The organism is Aeromicrobium sp. JJY06, assembly GCF_044069275.1.
Classification (GTDB): Bacteria; Actinomycetota; Actinomycetes; order Propionibacteriales; family Nocardioidaceae; genus Aeromicrobium; species Aeromicrobium tamlense.
Map to the genome: position 1 here is coordinate 54,629 of NZ_JBIMRD010000002.1, position 14,577 is coordinate 69,205.

At 71.6% G+C, this 14,577-nt stretch carries 16 protein-coding genes; 10 read left to right on the forward strand and 6 right to left on the reverse strand.

What is annotated here, in order from left to right; genetic code table 11:
* Window positions 1-27: 27 nt before the first annotated feature.
* A complete protein-coding gene (locus tag ACGWYL_RS11765; protein ID WP_395487671.1) occupies window positions 28-1,770 on the forward strand; it encodes a proline--tRNA ligase in 1,743 nt (580 codons plus the stop codon).
* A 108-nt stretch (window positions 1,771-1,878) separates the two neighbouring features.
* Here ACGWYL_RS11765 and ACGWYL_RS11770 read toward each other — a convergent pair whose 3' ends face one another.
* Together ACGWYL_RS11770 and ACGWYL_RS11775 are read right to left on the reverse strand one after the other, a co-directional pair.
* Window positions 1,879-2,289, reverse strand: coding sequence for a DUF4439 domain-containing protein (locus ACGWYL_RS11770; protein WP_395487271.1), 411 nt, complete (start codon window positions 2,287-2,289; stop codon window positions 1,879-1,881).
* Entirely contained in the window at window positions 2,286-2,699 is a 414-nt protein-coding gene (locus ACGWYL_RS11775) for a hypothetical protein (protein ID WP_395487272.1), read from the reverse strand. The genes ACGWYL_RS11770 and ACGWYL_RS11775 overlap by 4 nt, the downstream gene beginning before the upstream one ends.
* A gap of 73 nt (window positions 2,700-2,772) precedes the next feature.
* On the opposite strand from ACGWYL_RS11775, the gene rimP reads away from it, so the two are divergent.
* From rimP to ACGWYL_RS11820, 9 genes are all read left to right on the forward strand, one after another.
* On the forward strand, window positions 2,773-3,237 hold the full coding sequence (gene rimP / locus ACGWYL_RS11780) for a ribosome maturation factor RimP (RefSeq protein WP_395487273.1): 465 nt from the start codon (window positions 2,773-2,775) through the stop codon (window positions 3,235-3,237).
* Window positions 3,237-4,265 (forward strand): transcription termination factor NusA, encoded by a 1,029-nt coding sequence (gene nusA, locus ACGWYL_RS11785; protein ID WP_179425108.1) that lies wholly within the window; start codon window positions 3,237-3,239, stop codon window positions 4,263-4,265. The genes rimP and nusA overlap by 1 nt, the downstream gene beginning before the upstream one ends.
* Window positions 4,266-4,282: 17 nt before the next feature.
* The gene (locus ACGWYL_RS11790) at window positions 4,283-4,555 is read left to right on the forward strand and encodes a YlxR family protein (RefSeq protein ID WP_395487274.1); all 273 of its coding nucleotides are present in this window, start codon (window positions 4,283-4,285) and stop codon (window positions 4,553-4,555) included.
* Between the two features lie 158 nt (window positions 4,556-4,713).
* On the forward strand, window positions 4,714-7,509 hold the full coding sequence (gene infB, locus ACGWYL_RS11795; RefSeq protein ID WP_179425104.1) for a translation initiation factor IF-2: 2,796 nt from the start codon (window positions 4,714-4,716) through the stop codon (window positions 7,507-7,509).
* Window positions 7,510-7,511: 2 nt separating this feature from the next.
* Entirely contained in the window at window positions 7,512-7,952 is a 441-nt protein-coding gene (rbfA, locus tag ACGWYL_RS11800) for a 30S ribosome-binding factor RbfA (protein ID WP_269306475.1), read from the forward strand.
* 67 nt (window positions 7,953-8,019) lie between these two features.
* Entirely contained in the window at window positions 8,020-8,871 is an 852-nt protein-coding gene (truB, locus tag ACGWYL_RS11805; RefSeq protein ID WP_395487275.1) for a tRNA pseudouridine(55) synthase TruB, read from the forward strand.
* A 20-nt stretch (window positions 8,872-8,891) separates the two neighbouring features.
* A complete protein-coding gene (locus ACGWYL_RS11810; RefSeq protein WP_179425100.1) occupies window positions 8,892-10,133 on the forward strand; it encodes a phosphatidylserine/phosphatidylglycerophosphate/cardiolipin synthase family protein in 1,242 nt (413 codons plus the stop codon).
* A 94-nt stretch (window positions 10,134-10,227) separates the two neighbouring features.
* On the forward strand, window positions 10,228-10,671 hold the full coding sequence (locus tag ACGWYL_RS11815) for a hypothetical protein (protein ID WP_395487276.1): 444 nt from the start codon (window positions 10,228-10,230) through the stop codon (window positions 10,669-10,671).
* Window positions 10,671-11,531 (forward strand): serine/threonine-protein kinase, encoded by an 861-nt coding sequence (locus tag ACGWYL_RS11820; protein ID WP_395487277.1) that lies wholly within the window; start codon window positions 10,671-10,673, stop codon window positions 11,529-11,531. Before ACGWYL_RS11815 ends, ACGWYL_RS11820 begins: the two co-directional genes overlap by 1 nt.
* A gap of 6 nt (window positions 11,532-11,537) precedes the next feature.
* On the opposite strand, the gene ACGWYL_RS11825 is transcribed toward ACGWYL_RS11820, so the two are convergent.
* The 4 genes from ACGWYL_RS11825 to ACGWYL_RS11840 form a co-directional block, all read right to left on the reverse strand.
* Entirely contained in the window at window positions 11,538-12,197 is a 660-nt protein-coding gene (locus ACGWYL_RS11825) for a response regulator transcription factor (protein WP_179425094.1), read from the reverse strand.
* Window position 12,198: 1 nt separating this feature from the next.
* A complete protein-coding gene (locus ACGWYL_RS11830) occupies window positions 12,199-13,581 on the reverse strand; it encodes a sensor histidine kinase (RefSeq protein ID WP_395487278.1) in 1,383 nt (460 codons plus the stop codon).
* A 21-nt stretch (window positions 13,582-13,602) separates the two neighbouring features.
* Entirely contained in the window at window positions 13,603-13,923 is a 321-nt protein-coding gene (locus ACGWYL_RS11835) for a hypothetical protein (RefSeq protein ID WP_269306485.1), read from the reverse strand.
* A gap of 62 nt (window positions 13,924-13,985) precedes the next feature.
* Window positions 13,986-14,477 (reverse strand): Lrp/AsnC family transcriptional regulator, encoded by a 492-nt coding sequence (locus ACGWYL_RS11840; RefSeq protein WP_179425088.1) that lies wholly within the window; start codon window positions 14,475-14,477, stop codon window positions 13,986-13,988.
* Between the last annotated feature and the right edge of the window lie 100 nt (window positions 14,478-14,577).

Consider the following 14,577-nt stretch of genomic DNA (forward strand, 5'->3'; position numbering starts at 1 on the left):
GCCAGCCGATAGCCTCGTGCCATGCGCATGAGCCAGCTGTTCCTCCGTACCCTGCGCGACGATCCCGCCGATGCCGAGGTCCCGAGCCACAAGCTGCTCGTCCGCGCCGGCTACGTGCGTCGCGTCGCGCCCGGCATCTACTCGTGGCTGCCGCTGGGCCTGCGGGTGCTGGCGAAGGTCGAGGCGATCGTCCGTGAGGAGATGGCCTCCATCGGTGGCCAGGAGGTGCGCTTCCCGGCGTTGCTGCCGCGCGATCCCTACGAGGCCACCGACCGCTGGACCGAGTACGGCGACAACCTCTTCCGGCTCAAGGACCGTCGCGGCAACGACATGCTGCTCGGCCCCACGCACGAGGAGATGTTCACGCTGCTGGTGAAGGACACGTTCTCGTCCTACAAGGACCTGCCCGCGATCCTCTTCCAGGTCCAGACGAAGTACCGCGACGAGGCGCGTCCCCGCGCGGGCATCCTGCGCGGCCGCGAGTTCATCATGAAGGACTCGTACTCCTTCGACGTGAGCGACGAGGGCCTCGAGGCGGCCTACCAGGCGCACCGCGCCGCCTACATCCGCATCTTCGACCGCCTCGGCTTCGACTACGTCATCGTCCAGGCCGACTCCGGCGCCATGGGCGGCTCGGCGAGCGAGGAGTTCCTCGTGGTCTCCGAGACCGGTGAGGACACGTTCGTGCGCTCGCCCGGTGGCTACGCGGCCAACGTGGAGGCCGTCACGACGGTCGTGCCCGACGCGATCGCGTTCGAGGGCCTGCCCGCGGCGCACGTCGAGGACACGCCCGACACCCCGACGATCGAGACGCTGGTCGCCCACGCCAACGAGAAGCACCCGCGCCAGGACCGCCCGTGGACCGCGGCCGACACGCTCAAGAACGTCCTCGTCATGCTGCGCCACCCCGACGGCTCCACCGAGCCGCTCGCGATCGGCCTCCCCGGCGACCGCGAGGTCGACGCGAAGCGCCTCGAGACGCAGGTGGCGCCCGCCGAGGTCGAGCCGTTCGACGAGGCCGCGTTCGCTCAGCAGCCGGGCCTCGTGAAGGGCTACATCGGTCCCGCGGCGCTGGGCGCCGAGAGCACCACGGGCATTCGCTACCTGACGGACCCCCGCGTCGTCGACGGCACCAGCTGGATCACCGGCGCCAACGAGCAGGGCCGGCACGTGTTCGACCTCGTCGCGGGCCGTGACTTCGCGTCCGACGGCACGATCGAGGCCGCCGAGGTGCGCGCCGGCGATCCCGCACCCGACGGCTCGGGTCCGCTCGAGCTGGCGCGCGGCATGGAGATGGGCCACATCTTCCAGCTCGGCCGCAAGTACGCCGAGCGGCTCGGCCTGCAGGTGCTCGACGAGAACGGCAAGCTCGTCACGGTCACGATGGGCTCGTACGGCGTCGGCGTCTCGCGCGCTGTGGCGGCGGTCGTCGAGGGCTCGTACGACGACGCCGGCATCGTGTGGCCGAAGGAGGTCGCGCCCTTCGACGTCCACCTCGTGGTGGCCGGCAAGGATCCCGCCCTGTTCGAGGCCGCCGACGGCCTCGTCGCCGAGCTCGAGACGGCCGGCTTCGACGTCCTCTACGACGACCGCCCGAAGATGTCGCCCGGCGTGAAGTTCAAGGACGCCGAGCTGATCGGCGTCCCGACGATCGTCGTCGTGGGCAAGGGCCTGGCCGACGGCGTCGTCGAGGTGAAGGACCGCGCCACCGGCGAGCGTCGCGACGTGCCCGTCGGCGAGCTCGTCACGGTGCTCGCCGACCACGCCTGACCACCGCTCCGCGGCGCCAGATGTGTAGCGGTATCCACAGTTTTTCGGCCTGAACGCCGGGAAAACGGTGGATGCCGCTACAGATCTTGCTCGCCGGAGGCGAGAGATTCAGTCGAGGCCGGGGAAGGGCTCGGGGTCGGCGCCCCAGCGGACCTGGGCGAGAGCGGCGGCGCGCAGGCCGCGGACGGCGCGGTCGCGAGCCCGATCGCTGGTGGGGCCGACGAGTCGCACGCAGGCGGCGGCGATGCGGGCCTCCACGTCGCGCACCAGCGCTCGAGCGGCGCTCGCGTCGCGCGGATCGGTGACGTCGTAGGAGGGCTGGGTCGCCACGGGCGTCCCGCCGAGGTCCGTGACGGCGTCGGCCAGCCGGTCGCGCGTGGTCTCGTGGGCCGGCAGGGCGTCCTGCGCGGCCCCCTCGAGCGCGGGGAACCGCGCCCCGACGAGGGCGAGCACCCAGATCGCCTCGTGCTCGAGGGCCAGCCACTGCTGCGTCAGGCGCAGCTCGGTCGCGGTGCTCACGCCAGCGTCACCGCCTGCGCGAGCCCGGCCGACATCGACGCCAGCACCTGGGCGAAGTCGGGGGAGATCGCGGCGCGCGCGTCGGTGGCGCGGTGACCCACGGCCGTGCGCAGCACCTCGGCGAGGTCGCCAGCCTCGGTGCCCGTGCCGGGCGTCGTGCCGAGCTGCTCCAGCTGGGCCGAGACCAGCGTCACGACCTCGGGGTTCGCGGCGCCTCGCGCGACCGCCAGCACGCGCTGCTGGTCCTCGACGACGGCCCGCAGGAGCGAGGTGTCCTCGGGGCGGGGGAGTGGCTTGGGCGTGGCGCCCACGGCCCGCAGCGCGTCGTCGAAGGTGTCGGTGACGAACAGTCCCGCGAGGCCCACCGCGGCTCCGCCGGCGGCGGCGATGACGACGCGTCGGCTGCTCACGACCGCAGACTACCGACCTCGACCTCTTCGGTAGGGTGGGGCAGTACGGATGACAACTGAACAGGAGCACCCGATGACCACCCCCACCCCGGAAGGGATCTCGAGTCTCCTCGAACCCGTCACCACCCCCCTCGGCCTGGACCTCGACGAGGTCGAGCTGCTGGGCAAGGGCGAGCGCCGCCGCCTCCTGGTCGCCGTCGACCGCGACGGCGGCGTCGACATCGACACCATCGCCGCGGCCACGCGCGCCATCTCCGCCGCGCTCGACGACTCCGACGTCATGGGCGAGAGCCCGTACACGCTCGAGGTCGCGTCGCGTGGCGTCGACCGGCCCCTCGTCGAGGCCCGCCACTGGCGTCGCAACGCCGGTCGTGTCGTGGCCGTCGAGCTGACCGATGGCGAGCGCTTCGAGGCCCGCGTGGGCGAGAGCGATGCCACGGGCGTCGACCTGGCCGTCAAGGGCGACACCACCCGCTTCCCGTACGACGAGATCGTCAAGGCCGTCGTGCAGATCGAGCTGAACCGGAAGGACGTCTGATGGACATCGACATGTCCGCGCTGCGGATGCTGGAGCGCGAGAAGGGCATCAGCTTCGACCTCGTCGTCGACGCGATCGAGACCGCCCTGCTCTCGGCGTACCACAAGACCTCGGGCGCCCAGCAGCACGCGCGCGTCGAGCTGGACCGCAAGAGCGGCCACGTCACGGTGTGGGCGCGCGAGCGTCTGGAGACCCCGCCGTCCGAGGACGGCGAGACGCCCCCCGCCACGTTCACCGAGGAGTTCGACGACACCCCCGAGGACTTCGGCCGCTTCGCCGCCTCCGTCGCGCGCCAGCTGATCATGCAGCGCATCCGCGACGTCGAGGACGAGCGCAAGTTCGGCGAGTTCTCCGGCAAGGTCGGCGACATCGTCTCCGGCGTGATCCAGCAGGGTCGCTCGCCGGGCGACGTCTACATCGACCTCGGCTCGATCGAGGCCGTGCTGCCACTGAACGAGCGGGTACCCGAGGAGCGCTACGCCCACGGCGAGCGCATCAAGGCCTACGTCTACGAGGTCGAGCGCGGCCTGCGCGGTCCTCGCGTCAAGGTCTCGCGCACCCACCCGAACCTGGTGAAGCTGCTGTTCGCGCTCGAGTCGCCCGAGATCGCCGACGGCTCGGTCGAGATCGCGGCCATCGCGCGCGAGGCCGGTCACCGCACGAAGATCGCGGTGCGCGCCACCGCCGCCGGCGTGAACCCCAAGGGCGCCTGCATCGGCCCGATGGGCCAGCGCGTCCGCGCCGTGATGACCGAGCTGCACGGCGAGAAGATCGACATCGTCGACTTCAGCGAGAACCCCGCCGAGTTCATCGCCTACGCGCTGTCGCCCGCGCAGGTGAAGGGCGTCACGATCGTCGACGAGGCCACGCGCTCCGCGCGCGTGGTCGTGCCCGACTTCCAGCTCTCGCTGGCGATCGGCAAGGAGGGCCAGAACGCCCGTCTCGCAGCGAAGCTGACGGGTTGGCGCATCGACATCCGACCCGACACGGCACCCACGCCGGGTGGCGATTCGGCGTCGCCTCGGTAGAGCCGCTAGACTTGACGATGGTGATTCGTACGTGCGTCGGCTGCCGGCAGCGTGCGGAGAAGTCCACTCTGGTGAGAGTCGTCGCCGGACGGAGTGCCACGGGAGTCACCGTGGAGCCCGACCCAGACGGCACTCGACCGGGCCGCGGAGCGCATCTGCACCCCGCGGAACGGTGCCTGCAGCTCGCCCTCGACCGGCGGGCGTTCGTCAGGGCCCTTCGACTCGAAGGATCCCCGGACACCGACGCCCTGACCGATTGGGTGCGGAACGAGGCCCAGTGCAGAGCCTGACCACTGCGGCACCGACCGGTGTCGCTCGAAACGGAAATCGGAGCACACGCTCATGAGCACTCGATGAGTACTGCGCAATGAAGATGCACCGCGCAATGAGCCTGTACGTCTACAACTGATCCGTGCCTCCTTCGGGGCCGGATCCCTGAAGGAGAAGAGTGGCCGTAAGAGTCCACGAGCTCGCCCGCGAGCTCGGTGTTGAGAGCAAGGTCGTCCTGTCCACCCTCAAGGAGATGGGCGAGTACGTGAAGTCGGCGTCCTCCACCGTCGAGGCGCCGGTCGTGCGCCGTCTGAAGGAGGAGCACGGCGACCGCCTGCGCGAGCAGGGTTCGAAGAAGGCTGCCAAGAAGGCCGCCCCGGCGAAGAAGCCGGAGGCCCAGAAGGCGCCCGAGAGCACCACCCCCGAGTCCACGCCCGCCGAGGTCGCCGCATCGCCGGCCGCCCCGGCGGCGCCTGCTGCGCCGAAGCCGGGTCCGGCTCCGGCGCCCAAGCCGGCGGCACCCGCCCCGGCCGCGAAGCCCACCCCGGCACCCCAGCAGCCGTCGGCCCCCGAGGCCCCGGCCGCTGCTGCCGCGGAGGCTCCCGCCCCCGCGCCGTCGCGCACCCCCGGTCCCCGTCCGGGACCGGCCCCGCGCCCCGGCCAGGCCGGCGGCCTGCCCACCAGCGGTGGTCCCCGTCCGGGTCCGCGCACGCCGGCGGCCCGTCCGGGCAACAACCCGTTCTCGTCCAAGCAGGGCATGCAGCAGGAGCGGGCGCCGCGTCCGCCTGCGGCCCGTGAGGGCGGCGGCGCCCCGGCTCGTCCGGGCATGCCCCGTCCCAACCCGGCGATGATGCCCAAGCAGTCCGCGGTCGGTCCCGCCCGTCCCGGCGCTCGTCCCGGTCCCGGCGGTCGCGCCGGCGGTCCCGGTCGTCCCGGTGGCGGCGGTCGTCCCGGTGGCGGTGGCGGCGGAGCCCGTCCCGGCGGCTTCAGCGGTCCTCCCGGTGGCGGTCGCCCCGGCGGCCCCGGCCGCAACCAGCGCGGCGGCACCCAGGGTGCCTTCGGTCGCGCCGGTGGCCCGGTCCGTCGTGGACGCAAGAGCAAGCGCGCGAAGCGTCAAGAGTTCGACCAGATGCAGGCGCCGTCGATCGGCGGCGTGCGCGTCCGCAAGGGCGACGGGCAGGTCGTGCGCCTGGCCCGTGGCGCCTCGCTGACGGACTTCGCCGACAAGGTCGGCGTCGACGCGGCATCGCTCGTCCAGGTGCTGTTCCACATGGGCGAGATGGTCACCGCGACGCAGTCGGTCAACGACGAGACGCTGCAGCTGCTCGGCGAGGAGCTGAACTACGACGTCCAGGTCGTCTCGCCCGAGGACGAGGACCGCGAGCTGCTCGAGTCCTTCTCGCTGGAGTTCGGCGAGGACGCCGGCGACGAGAGCGATCTGGCGGCCCGTCCGCCGGTCGTCACCGTCATGGGTCACGTCGACCACGGCAAGACGAAGCTGCTCGACGCGCTGCGCAAGGCCAACGTCGCGGCCAAGGAGGCCGGCGGCATCACGCAGTCGATCGGTGCCTACCAGGTCACGACCGAGGTCGACGGCGCCGAGCGTGCGATCACGTTCATCGACACCCCGGGCCACGAGGCGTTCACCGCCATGCGTGCCCGTGGTGCCCAGGCCACCGACATCGCGATCCTCGTGGTCGCGGCTGACGACGGCGTCATGCCACAGACGGTCGAGGCGCTCAACCACGCCAAGGCCGCCGGTGTGCCGATCGTCGTCGCGGTCAACAAGATCGACAAGCCGGGTGCGGACCCGTCCAAGGTCCGTGGCCAGCTGACCGAGTACGGCCTGGTGCCCGAGGAGTACGGCGGCGACACGATGTTCGTCGACGTCTCGGCCAAGGCCGAGCAGGGCCTCGACACCCTGCTCGAGTCGATCGTGCTGACCGCCGACGCCGAGCTCGACCTGCGCGCCAACCCGGCGCAGAAGGCCGAGGGCCTGGCGATCGAGGCGCACCTCGACCGTGGTCGTGGCCCCGTGGCCACCGTCCTCGTCCAGCGCGGCACCCTGCGTGTCGGCGACTCGCTCGTGGCGGGTCCGGCCTTCGGCCGCGTCCGCGCCATGCTCGACGAGTTCGGCGACAACATCGAGGAGGCGACCCCGTCGCGTCCGGCGCTCGTGCTCGGCCTCACGGCCGTGCCCGGCGCGGGTGACAACTTCATGGTGGTCGAGGACGACCGCATCGCCCGTCAGATCGCCGAGAAGCGTGAGGCGCGCGAGCGCAACGCGCTGCTGGCCAAGCGCTCGGGTCGCCGCACCCTCGAGGACTTCATGTCCTCGATGGAGAAGGGCGAGACGGACGAGCTCCTGCTCATCCTCAAGGGCGACGGCGCCGGCTCGGTGGAGGCCCTCGAGGACTCGCTGGCCGGCATCGAGATCGGCGACGAGGTCGCACTGCGGGTCATCGACCGCGGTGTCGGCGCGATCACCGAGACCGACGTCAACCTGGCGGCGGCGTCCAACGCGGTCATCATCGGCTACAACGTCCGGCCCCAGGGCAAGGCGACCGAGCTGGCCGACCGCGAGGGTGTCGAGATCAAGTACTACTCGGTCATCTACCAGGCCATCGAGGAGATCGAGAGCGCGCTCAAGGGCATGCTCAAGCCGATCTACGAGGAGCAGCAGCTCGGCACCGCCGAGATCCGCGACATCTTCCGGTCCTCGAAGGTCAAGGGCGGCAACATCGCCGGCTGCATGGTCACCAGTGGCTCGATCCGACGCAACGCCAAGGTGCGCATCGTCCGCGACGGCTCCGTCGTGGCCGACAACCTCGACGTGCTGTCCCTGCGCCGTGAGAAGGACGACGCGTCCGAGGTCCGCGAGGGCTTCGAGTGCGGTGTCGTGGTCTCGTACTCCGACATCAAGCTCGGCGACGTGATCGAGGCCTTCGAGCTGGTCGAGAAGAAGCGGGACTGACGATGGCGAGTCCTCGTCAGGCCAAGAAGTCCGATCGGATCAAGGAGATCGTGGCGACGATGCTCGAGCGGCGGGTCAAGGACCCGCGGCTCGGCTTCGTCACCATCACCGACGTGCGGCTGACCGGCGACGGTCAGCACGCCTCGATCTTCTACACCGTGATGGGCGACGAGACCGCTCGTGCGGAGACGGCCGCGGCGCTGGTCAGCGCCACCGGCCTGATCCGCTCCGAGGTCGGCAAGCAGCTCGGCGCGCGGCACACGCCGTCGCTGGAGTTCTTCCTGGACTCCGTTCCCGAGACGGCCCGCGAGATCGAGGACCTGCTGGCGAAGGCCCGCGAGTCCGACGCGCGGGTCGCAGAGCAGGCCCAGGGCGCCACGTACGCCGGCGACGCCGACCCGTACAAGCAGCGCGAGGACGAGGACGAGTCCACTGAGCAGTGAGGTTCCGCGGTCGCGGCACGGCTCGCCCCAGGGCGAGAGGCGTGCCGCGACCACGGAGTCCGGTCTCGTGGTCGTCGACAAGCCGATCGACTGGACGTCGCACGACGTCGTCGGTCGCACCCGCCGGCTCGCCGGCACGCGCAAGGTCGGCCACGCCGGCACCCTCGACCCGATGGCGACGGGCGTCCTCGTGCTCGGCGTCAACCGCGCCACGCGCCTGCTCGGGCACGTGGCGGGTGCCGACAAGGAGTACCTCGCCACGATCTCGCTCGGCGCGACCACCGTCACCGACGACGCGCAGGGTGAGGAGACCTCCGTCGCCGACGCCTCGGCGCTCACGATCGACGACGTCCGCGCGGCCATGGAGCCGCTGACGGGCGCGATCGAGCAGGTGCCGTCGTCGGTCTCGGCGATCAAGGTCGACGGCCAGCGCGCCTACGCGCGCGTGCGGTCGGGCGAACAGGTCGAGCTCAAGGCGCGACCCGTCGTCGTCTCGGCGTTCGAGCTGCTCGAGTTCGAGCCGGGGGAGCGTGCCGTCGCCCGTGTCCGCGTGGAGTGCTCGAGCGGCACCTACGTCCGCGCGCTCGCGCGCGACCTCGGTGCCGCACTCGGCGTGGGCGGTCACCTCACCAGCCTGCGTCGCACCCGCGTCGGCGGCTTCACGCTCGACCAGGCGCGCACCCTCGACCAGCTGGGGGAGCACTTCGAGATGGTCGGCCTCGACGACGCGGCGCGTGCCGCGTTCACGGCGGTCGAGCTCGACGAGGACCAGGCTCGCGACGTGCGGTACGGCCGCGCGCTGCCCGGGCTCTCGGTCCCGTCGGGCAAGCCGGTGGCGATGTTCGCGCCCGACGGCTCCTTCCTCGCGCTGTACGAGGCCGCGGGCTCCGAAGCGCGCCCGGTCGCGGTCTTCGTGTGAGACCACCTAGGCTGAGCGCCATGTCGCTCCGGTCGTCCCACCCCCGCGGTTGGCTCCGCCGGTTCCTCCTCGGCGCCCTCCTCGTACAGGTCGGCGCCGTCGTCTCGCTGATGACGGCGACGTCGGTGCGCAAGCGTTTGCGCGGCAAGGGCACCGAGCCGCTGCCGCGCATCGAGGCCGACCACTTCACCATCGGCGGCGGCAACGAGGTCCAGGTCTACGTCTCCGGCGAGGCCCTCTACGACGACATGCTGGCGGCGATCGCCGGCGCCCGGAAGCGGATCCTGCTGGAGTCCTACATCATCAAGGCCGACGCGATGGGGCGCCGCTTCCGTGCGGCGCTGCGCGAGGCGGCCGGCCGCGGCGTCGAGGTCTGCGTGGTCTACGACGGCTTCGCGAACCTCGTGGTCCCGCCGAGCTTCTTCCGCTTCGGTCACGGCGTGCGGATGATGCGCTACCCGATCCTGCCGCACCGGCTGGCGTTCTTCAGCCCGCGCGCGTGGGGCCGCAACCACCGCAAGATCCTCGTCGTCGACGACACGATCGGCTTCGTCGGCGGGTACAACATCGGCAGCCTCTACGCCGACGAGTGGCGCGACACGCACGTGGCGGTCACCGGTCCCGCGGTGTGGGACCTGGAGAACGCGTTCATCGACTTCTGGAACGACGTCCGGCCGCACGAGAGCATGACCGCGCTGTCGGAGTCCACGTGGGACCCGCACGTGCGCGCGCACCGCAACGTGCCGCGGCAGCTGATCTACCCGATCCGCGGGATGTACCTCGAGGCGATCGACCGGGCGACCGAGACGATCGAGATCACGCAGGCGTACTTCATCCCCGACCAGAACATCCTGCAGGCGCTCATCGACGCCAGCCGTCGCGGCGTGCAGGTGCGCATCCTCGTGCCGAAGGTCTCGAACCACGTGGTCGCCGACTTCGTCGCCCGTGGCTACTTCGGCCCGCTGCTCGACGCCGGCGTGGAGATCCTGCGCTACAGCGACCACATGGTGCACGCGAAGACGATGACGGTCGACGGCGAGTGGTCCACGATCGGCACCGCCAACATCGACCGGCTCAGCCTCACGGGCAACTACGAGATCAACCTCGAGATCCTCGACGAGGGCCTGGCGAAGGGGATGCGCCGCATCTTCGAGCGCGACGCCGAGAGCGCGCAGGTCCTCGACGCCGAGACGTGGCGCGAGCGCCCCACGATCGCCCGCCTCTACGAGCGCCTCATGCGCCCCTGGCGGCCGCTCGTCTGACAGTGCGGCGTTCATGAGAGTCCTCTCACGAACGTCTCACGGAGGCTTCACGGCCGGGCCCGAGAGTGGAGGCAACGACACTCGAGGAGGATGCATGAACAACCTAGTGCGCACCGGCATCGCGACCCTGGCCGGAACGATCGCCCTGACGACCGGAGGCGTCGTCGTGGCGCAGGCGGCCGTGGGCGGGCAGACCGACCCGGCCAAGCGCGAGGACGCCACCAGCAGCGTGGTGACCACGGTGGACGACGAGCCCACGCCGGATCCCGATCCGACGACCGACCCCACCGCCGACCCGACGCAGAACACGCTGAAGACGACGGTGTCGGCGCAGACGACCTCGGCGACCGCCGGGGCCGACGACCCGACGGCCCACACGGTGCAGTCGCGTCAGACGGTGCAGACCCGCCCGAGCGCCCCGTCGCGCCAGACAGTGCAGACGAAGCAGTCGCGCCCGAGCGCCCCGTCGAAGCAGACGGCGCCGAGCAAGCAGACCGTCGCGTCGAAGCAGTCCGCCAACACGCGCGGCACCAACTGATGCCCACCCCCGCAGCGTCCGGCACCCCGGCGGCAGACCTGCCGCCGGGGCTCGTCGGGCTCTCCGAGCTCGGCGGCGGCGTCCACCACGAGGTGTGGCTCGCGTACGACGAGTCGCGCCTGGCGCCCGTCGTCGTGAAGATCCTGCGGCCCGAGCTGGTCCGCGACGCCGACGCGGTGGCGAGCACCCTGCGCGAGATCGAGGTGCTGTCGCAGCTGGCGCACCCGTCGATCGTGCGGCTCTACGACTTCGACGACGGCGCCGAGCGCCCGTACCTCGTCCAGGAGCATCTCGACGGCCCCACGCTGTCGGCCCTCATCTTCCGCGACGGTCCCGTGCAGCTGCACCAGCTGCTGCCGCTCGCGCTCGAGCTCGCCGGGGGAGTGCACTACCTGCACGCCCGTGGCCTGCTGCACCTCGACGTGAAGCCCAGCAACGTCATCATGGGCGCGCCGGCGAAGCTCATCGACCTGAGCCTCACGCTGGACCTCGACACCGCCGCCGCGCTGGACTACCCGGTCGGCAGCGACGAGTACATGCCGCCCGAGCAGTGCGACCCGGTCACGCACGGGCCGATCGGTCCGGCTGCCGACGTCTGGTCGATCGGCGCGACGCTGTACCGCGCGGCGGTCGGCCACCGCGCCTGGCGCTTCGGCGGCGACGACCGCTGGCCCCAGCTGAGCACCCCGCCCGCGCCGATGCCGGAGTTCGTCCCGGCGCCGGTGCGCGATCTCGTGATGGAGTGCCTCGCGTTCGACCCCGCCGACCGGCCCACGACGGTCGATCTCGTGGAGCGGATCGAGCCCCTGCTCGCGGCGCTGCCCTCGGCGCGTCTCGCGGGCTTCAGCCTGCGTCGCTGAGCGCGCTCAGCCGGCCCGGTAGCCGACGCCACGCACCGTGGTGACGAGCTCCGGGCCGAGCTTCTTGCGCAGGTACCCGACGTAGACGTCGACGATGTTCGAGCCCGGGTCGAAGTCGTACCCCCACACGTGCGAGAGCAGCTGCTCGCGCGACAGGGCCTGGCCGCGGTGGCGCAGCAGCACCTCGGCGAGGGCGAACTCGCGGGCCGACAGATCGACCTCGCGGTCGCCGACGAACGCGCGTCGGCTGCGGACGTCGAGTCGCACGTCTCCGGCCGACAGGTCCTCGCTCACGACCGTCTCTGTGGTGGTGCGCAGCCGCAGGCGCACCCGCGCGACCAGCTCGGCGAAGCGGAACGGCTTGCTCATGTAGTCGGCCGCGCCGCCTTCGAGCGCCGCGACCGTGTCGGTGACGGAGTCGCGCGCCGTGAGGACGATGACCGGGAGCGTCGAGCGCTCCTCGCGCAGCCGCCGCAGGACCGTGTAGCCGTCCATGCCGGGCAGGCCGATGTCGAGCACGATGAGGTCGAACTCGCCGCTGAGCGCGTAGTCGAGCCCCGTGATCCCGTCGGCGACGACGGTGGGCGTGAAGCCCTCGGAGCGCAGGCCCTTGGCGACGAAGGAGGCGATGCGCTCCTCGTCCTCGACCACCAGGATCCGGCTCATGTCACCGATCCTGCACCCTCGGCAGGCGCAGCCGGAACACGGCCCCCGAGCCGGTGGGCGGATCGTCGAGGACCACCGTGCCGCCGTGCGCCTCGGCGATCGCGCTCACGATCGACAGGCCGAGGCCGAAGCCGTCGTGCGAGCCGGTGGTGGTGAAGCGGTCGAAGATCTCGTCGCGCAGCTCGGTCGGCACGCCGGGGCCCGTGTCGGCCACCCAGAGCTCGACCGAGCTCGAGGTCGCGCCGGAGCCGATCGTGATCGTGTCGCCGTCCTGCGTGTGCCGCACGGCGTTGTCGGCGAACTGGAGCAGCGCCTGCGTGATGCGCTGGCCGTCGAGCATGGCCTCGCCCACCGCGGACAGGTCGGTGCGCCAGTCCCGGTCGGCGAGCGCTCGTGAGCGGGCGGCGACGCCCTCGCCCAAGGTCTGGAGGTCGACCGGCTCGAGCCGGATGAAGTCGGGACGTCGTGCCTTGGCCAGCACGAGCAGCTCGTCCACGAGGCGCGACATGCGGTCGATCTCGTCGAGCAGCAGCGCCTTCGTCTCGTCGACCTCGGCCGGGTCGTCCGGGTCCATGAGCTCGATGTGGCCGCGCAGGACGGTCAGTGGCGTGCGCAGCTCGTGGCCGGCGTCGTCGAGCATCTGCCGCTGGGTGGAGAAGGCGGCCTCCAGCCGGTCGAGCATGTCGTTGAAGGTGACCTGGAGGTCCGTGAGGTCGTCGTGTCCGGTGACCTCGAGCCGTTCGTCCAGGGAGCCCGCGCTGATGTCGCGGGCCGTGTCGCGCAGCCGGCTGAGGGGCTGCAGCAGGCGTCCGGCGAGCCAGGACGACGCGGCCAGCACCACCACGAGCGCGAGCAGGCCGACGAGCGCGTACGTGATGAGCAGGTCGTTGAGCTGCTCCGTGGCCTCGGTCCGGTCGCGGGTCACGACGAGCGCCGCGGCGGCATCACCCTGCTGCACCGGCAGCACACCCACCCGGTAGCGCTCGCCACCCGCGGTGAAGTCGCGCAGGCCGCCCGTCGCGCGCAGGTCCTCGACGAGCGCGGAGAACCGGGGCGAGTCGAGCAGGTTGCGGTCGGCGTCGCCGATGTACGACGGGCCACCCGTCGTGGGGAACATCCAGACGATCTCGCCGTCGTCGGGCAGCGTGCGTGCCAGGAACTCCGACAGCCGCGCGTCGGCCCCGACGGTCGGCTCGGTGGCGAACGCCGTGCGGAACTCGGCGAACTCCTGGCTGATGGCGGCGTCGATGCTCTGGTCGATCCGGCGCGACTCCACGACCCACATCGAGACGCCGGCGGCCAGCAGCGCGGCTCCGACGAGCAGCCCGATCGCGGCGATCAGGCGACTGCGGACGGAGAACGAGGGCCGGCCCGGCCTCACCACGCCCGGCTCCGCCGGCGCGACTCAGTCGTCGTCATCGGGGTCGTCACGGTCGTCGAGGTCATCGTCGTCATCATCATCGTCGTCGTCCACCCGGCGCGGCGAGGGCTTCACCTGGCTGGGCTCGGGCTGCGTCGGCGTCGCGGTGGTCGGCGTGGGGCTGGGGGTCGGGCTGGGCGTGGGCGTCGGGTCGACGGTCTCGCTCACGGCGGAGGGGTCGATGACGACCGGCTCGACCGTGCCGTCGGATCCCTGCGCCGGGCTCAGCCGGCCGACGAGCACGCCCCCGAGTACGAGGACGACGGCGCCGAGCAGGCCGGCGACGAGCAGGGAGCGGGGGGACATGCTCCCATTCTCGCGGTTCCGGCGCCGATGCGAATGAGGTCTCGATGAGAGTCCGTGCCCGCTCACCGGAACGCCGGCGCGCGCGGCGGCGGATCGACGGCACCCTTGCGCAGCATCGGCAGCACGCGGGCGGGCACCAGCTCGGACAGCACGATCACGCTGCTGGTGCGGGCCACGGAGCCCGAGCCGCTGATGTGCAGCAGCGTGTCCTTGAGGTCCTCGTGCGAGGTGGCGGCGATCTTGCAGACGATGTCGGCGTCGCCGCTGGTGATGAACGCCTCCAGCACGTTGGGCAGCGACTCGAGCTCCTCGGTGACGTCGGCGATCGAGCCCTGCACGATCTGCAGGGTCACGAAGGCCTGCACGGGGTGGCCGGCGGCGGCGAGGTCGATGTCGGGGGCGTAGCCGGTGATGACGCCGGCCTCCTCCATCTTGCGCAGCCGGGACTGCACGGTCGCTCGGGCGACGCCGAGGAGGCGCGACAGCTCGAGGTCGCCGACACGGGGGTGGGTGTGCATCGCGTCGATCAGGGCGACGTCCAATCGGTCCAACATGACCTGAGCCTAGCAATCTGACCAGTTCACGACCGTCCTTTCTGCGCGGAATGACAGGTATGACCACCTCCACGTGAGCCGGTTGCCCACTCGGCACCGT

Bases quoted from the DNA above. Each gene is read 5' to 3' on its own strand.
- nusA (WP_179425108.1), top strand. From the start codon at position 3,237: ATGGACATCGACATGTCCGCGCTGCGGATGCTGGAGCGCGAGAAGGGC.
- ACGWYL_RS11810 (WP_179425100.1), top strand. From the start codon at position 8,892: ATGTCGCTCCGGTCGTCCCACCCCCGCGGTTGGCTCCGCCGGTTCCTC.
- ACGWYL_RS11825 (WP_179425094.1), bottom strand. From the start codon at position 12,197: ATGAGCCGGATCCTGGTGGTCGAGGACGAGGAGCGCATCGCCTCCTTC.
- ACGWYL_RS11820 (WP_395487277.1), top strand. From the start codon at position 10,671: ATGCCCACCCCCGCAGCGTCCGGCACCCCGGCGGCAGACCTGCCGCCG.
- ACGWYL_RS11790 (WP_395487274.1), top strand. From the start codon at position 4,283: ATGGTGATTCGTACGTGCGTCGGCTGCCGGCAGCGTGCGGAGAAGTCC.
- rbfA (WP_269306475.1), top strand. From the start codon at position 7,512: ATGGCGAGTCCTCGTCAGGCCAAGAAGTCCGATCGGATCAAGGAGATC.
- ACGWYL_RS11815 (WP_395487276.1), top strand. From the start codon at position 10,228: ATGAACAACCTAGTGCGCACCGGCATCGCGACCCTGGCCGGAACGATC.
- ACGWYL_RS11765 (WP_395487671.1), top strand. From the start codon at position 28: ATGAGCCAGCTGTTCCTCCGTACCCTGCGCGACGATCCCGCCGATGCC.
- rimP (WP_395487273.1), top strand. From the start codon at position 2,773: ATGACCACCCCCACCCCGGAAGGGATCTCGAGTCTCCTCGAACCCGTC.
- ACGWYL_RS11835 (WP_269306485.1), bottom strand. From the start codon at position 13,923: ATGTCCCCCCGCTCCCTGCTCGTCGCCGGCCTGCTCGGCGCCGTCGTC.
- ACGWYL_RS11840 (WP_179425088.1), bottom strand. From the start codon at position 14,477: ATGTTGGACCGATTGGACGTCGCCCTGATCGACGCGATGCACACCCAC.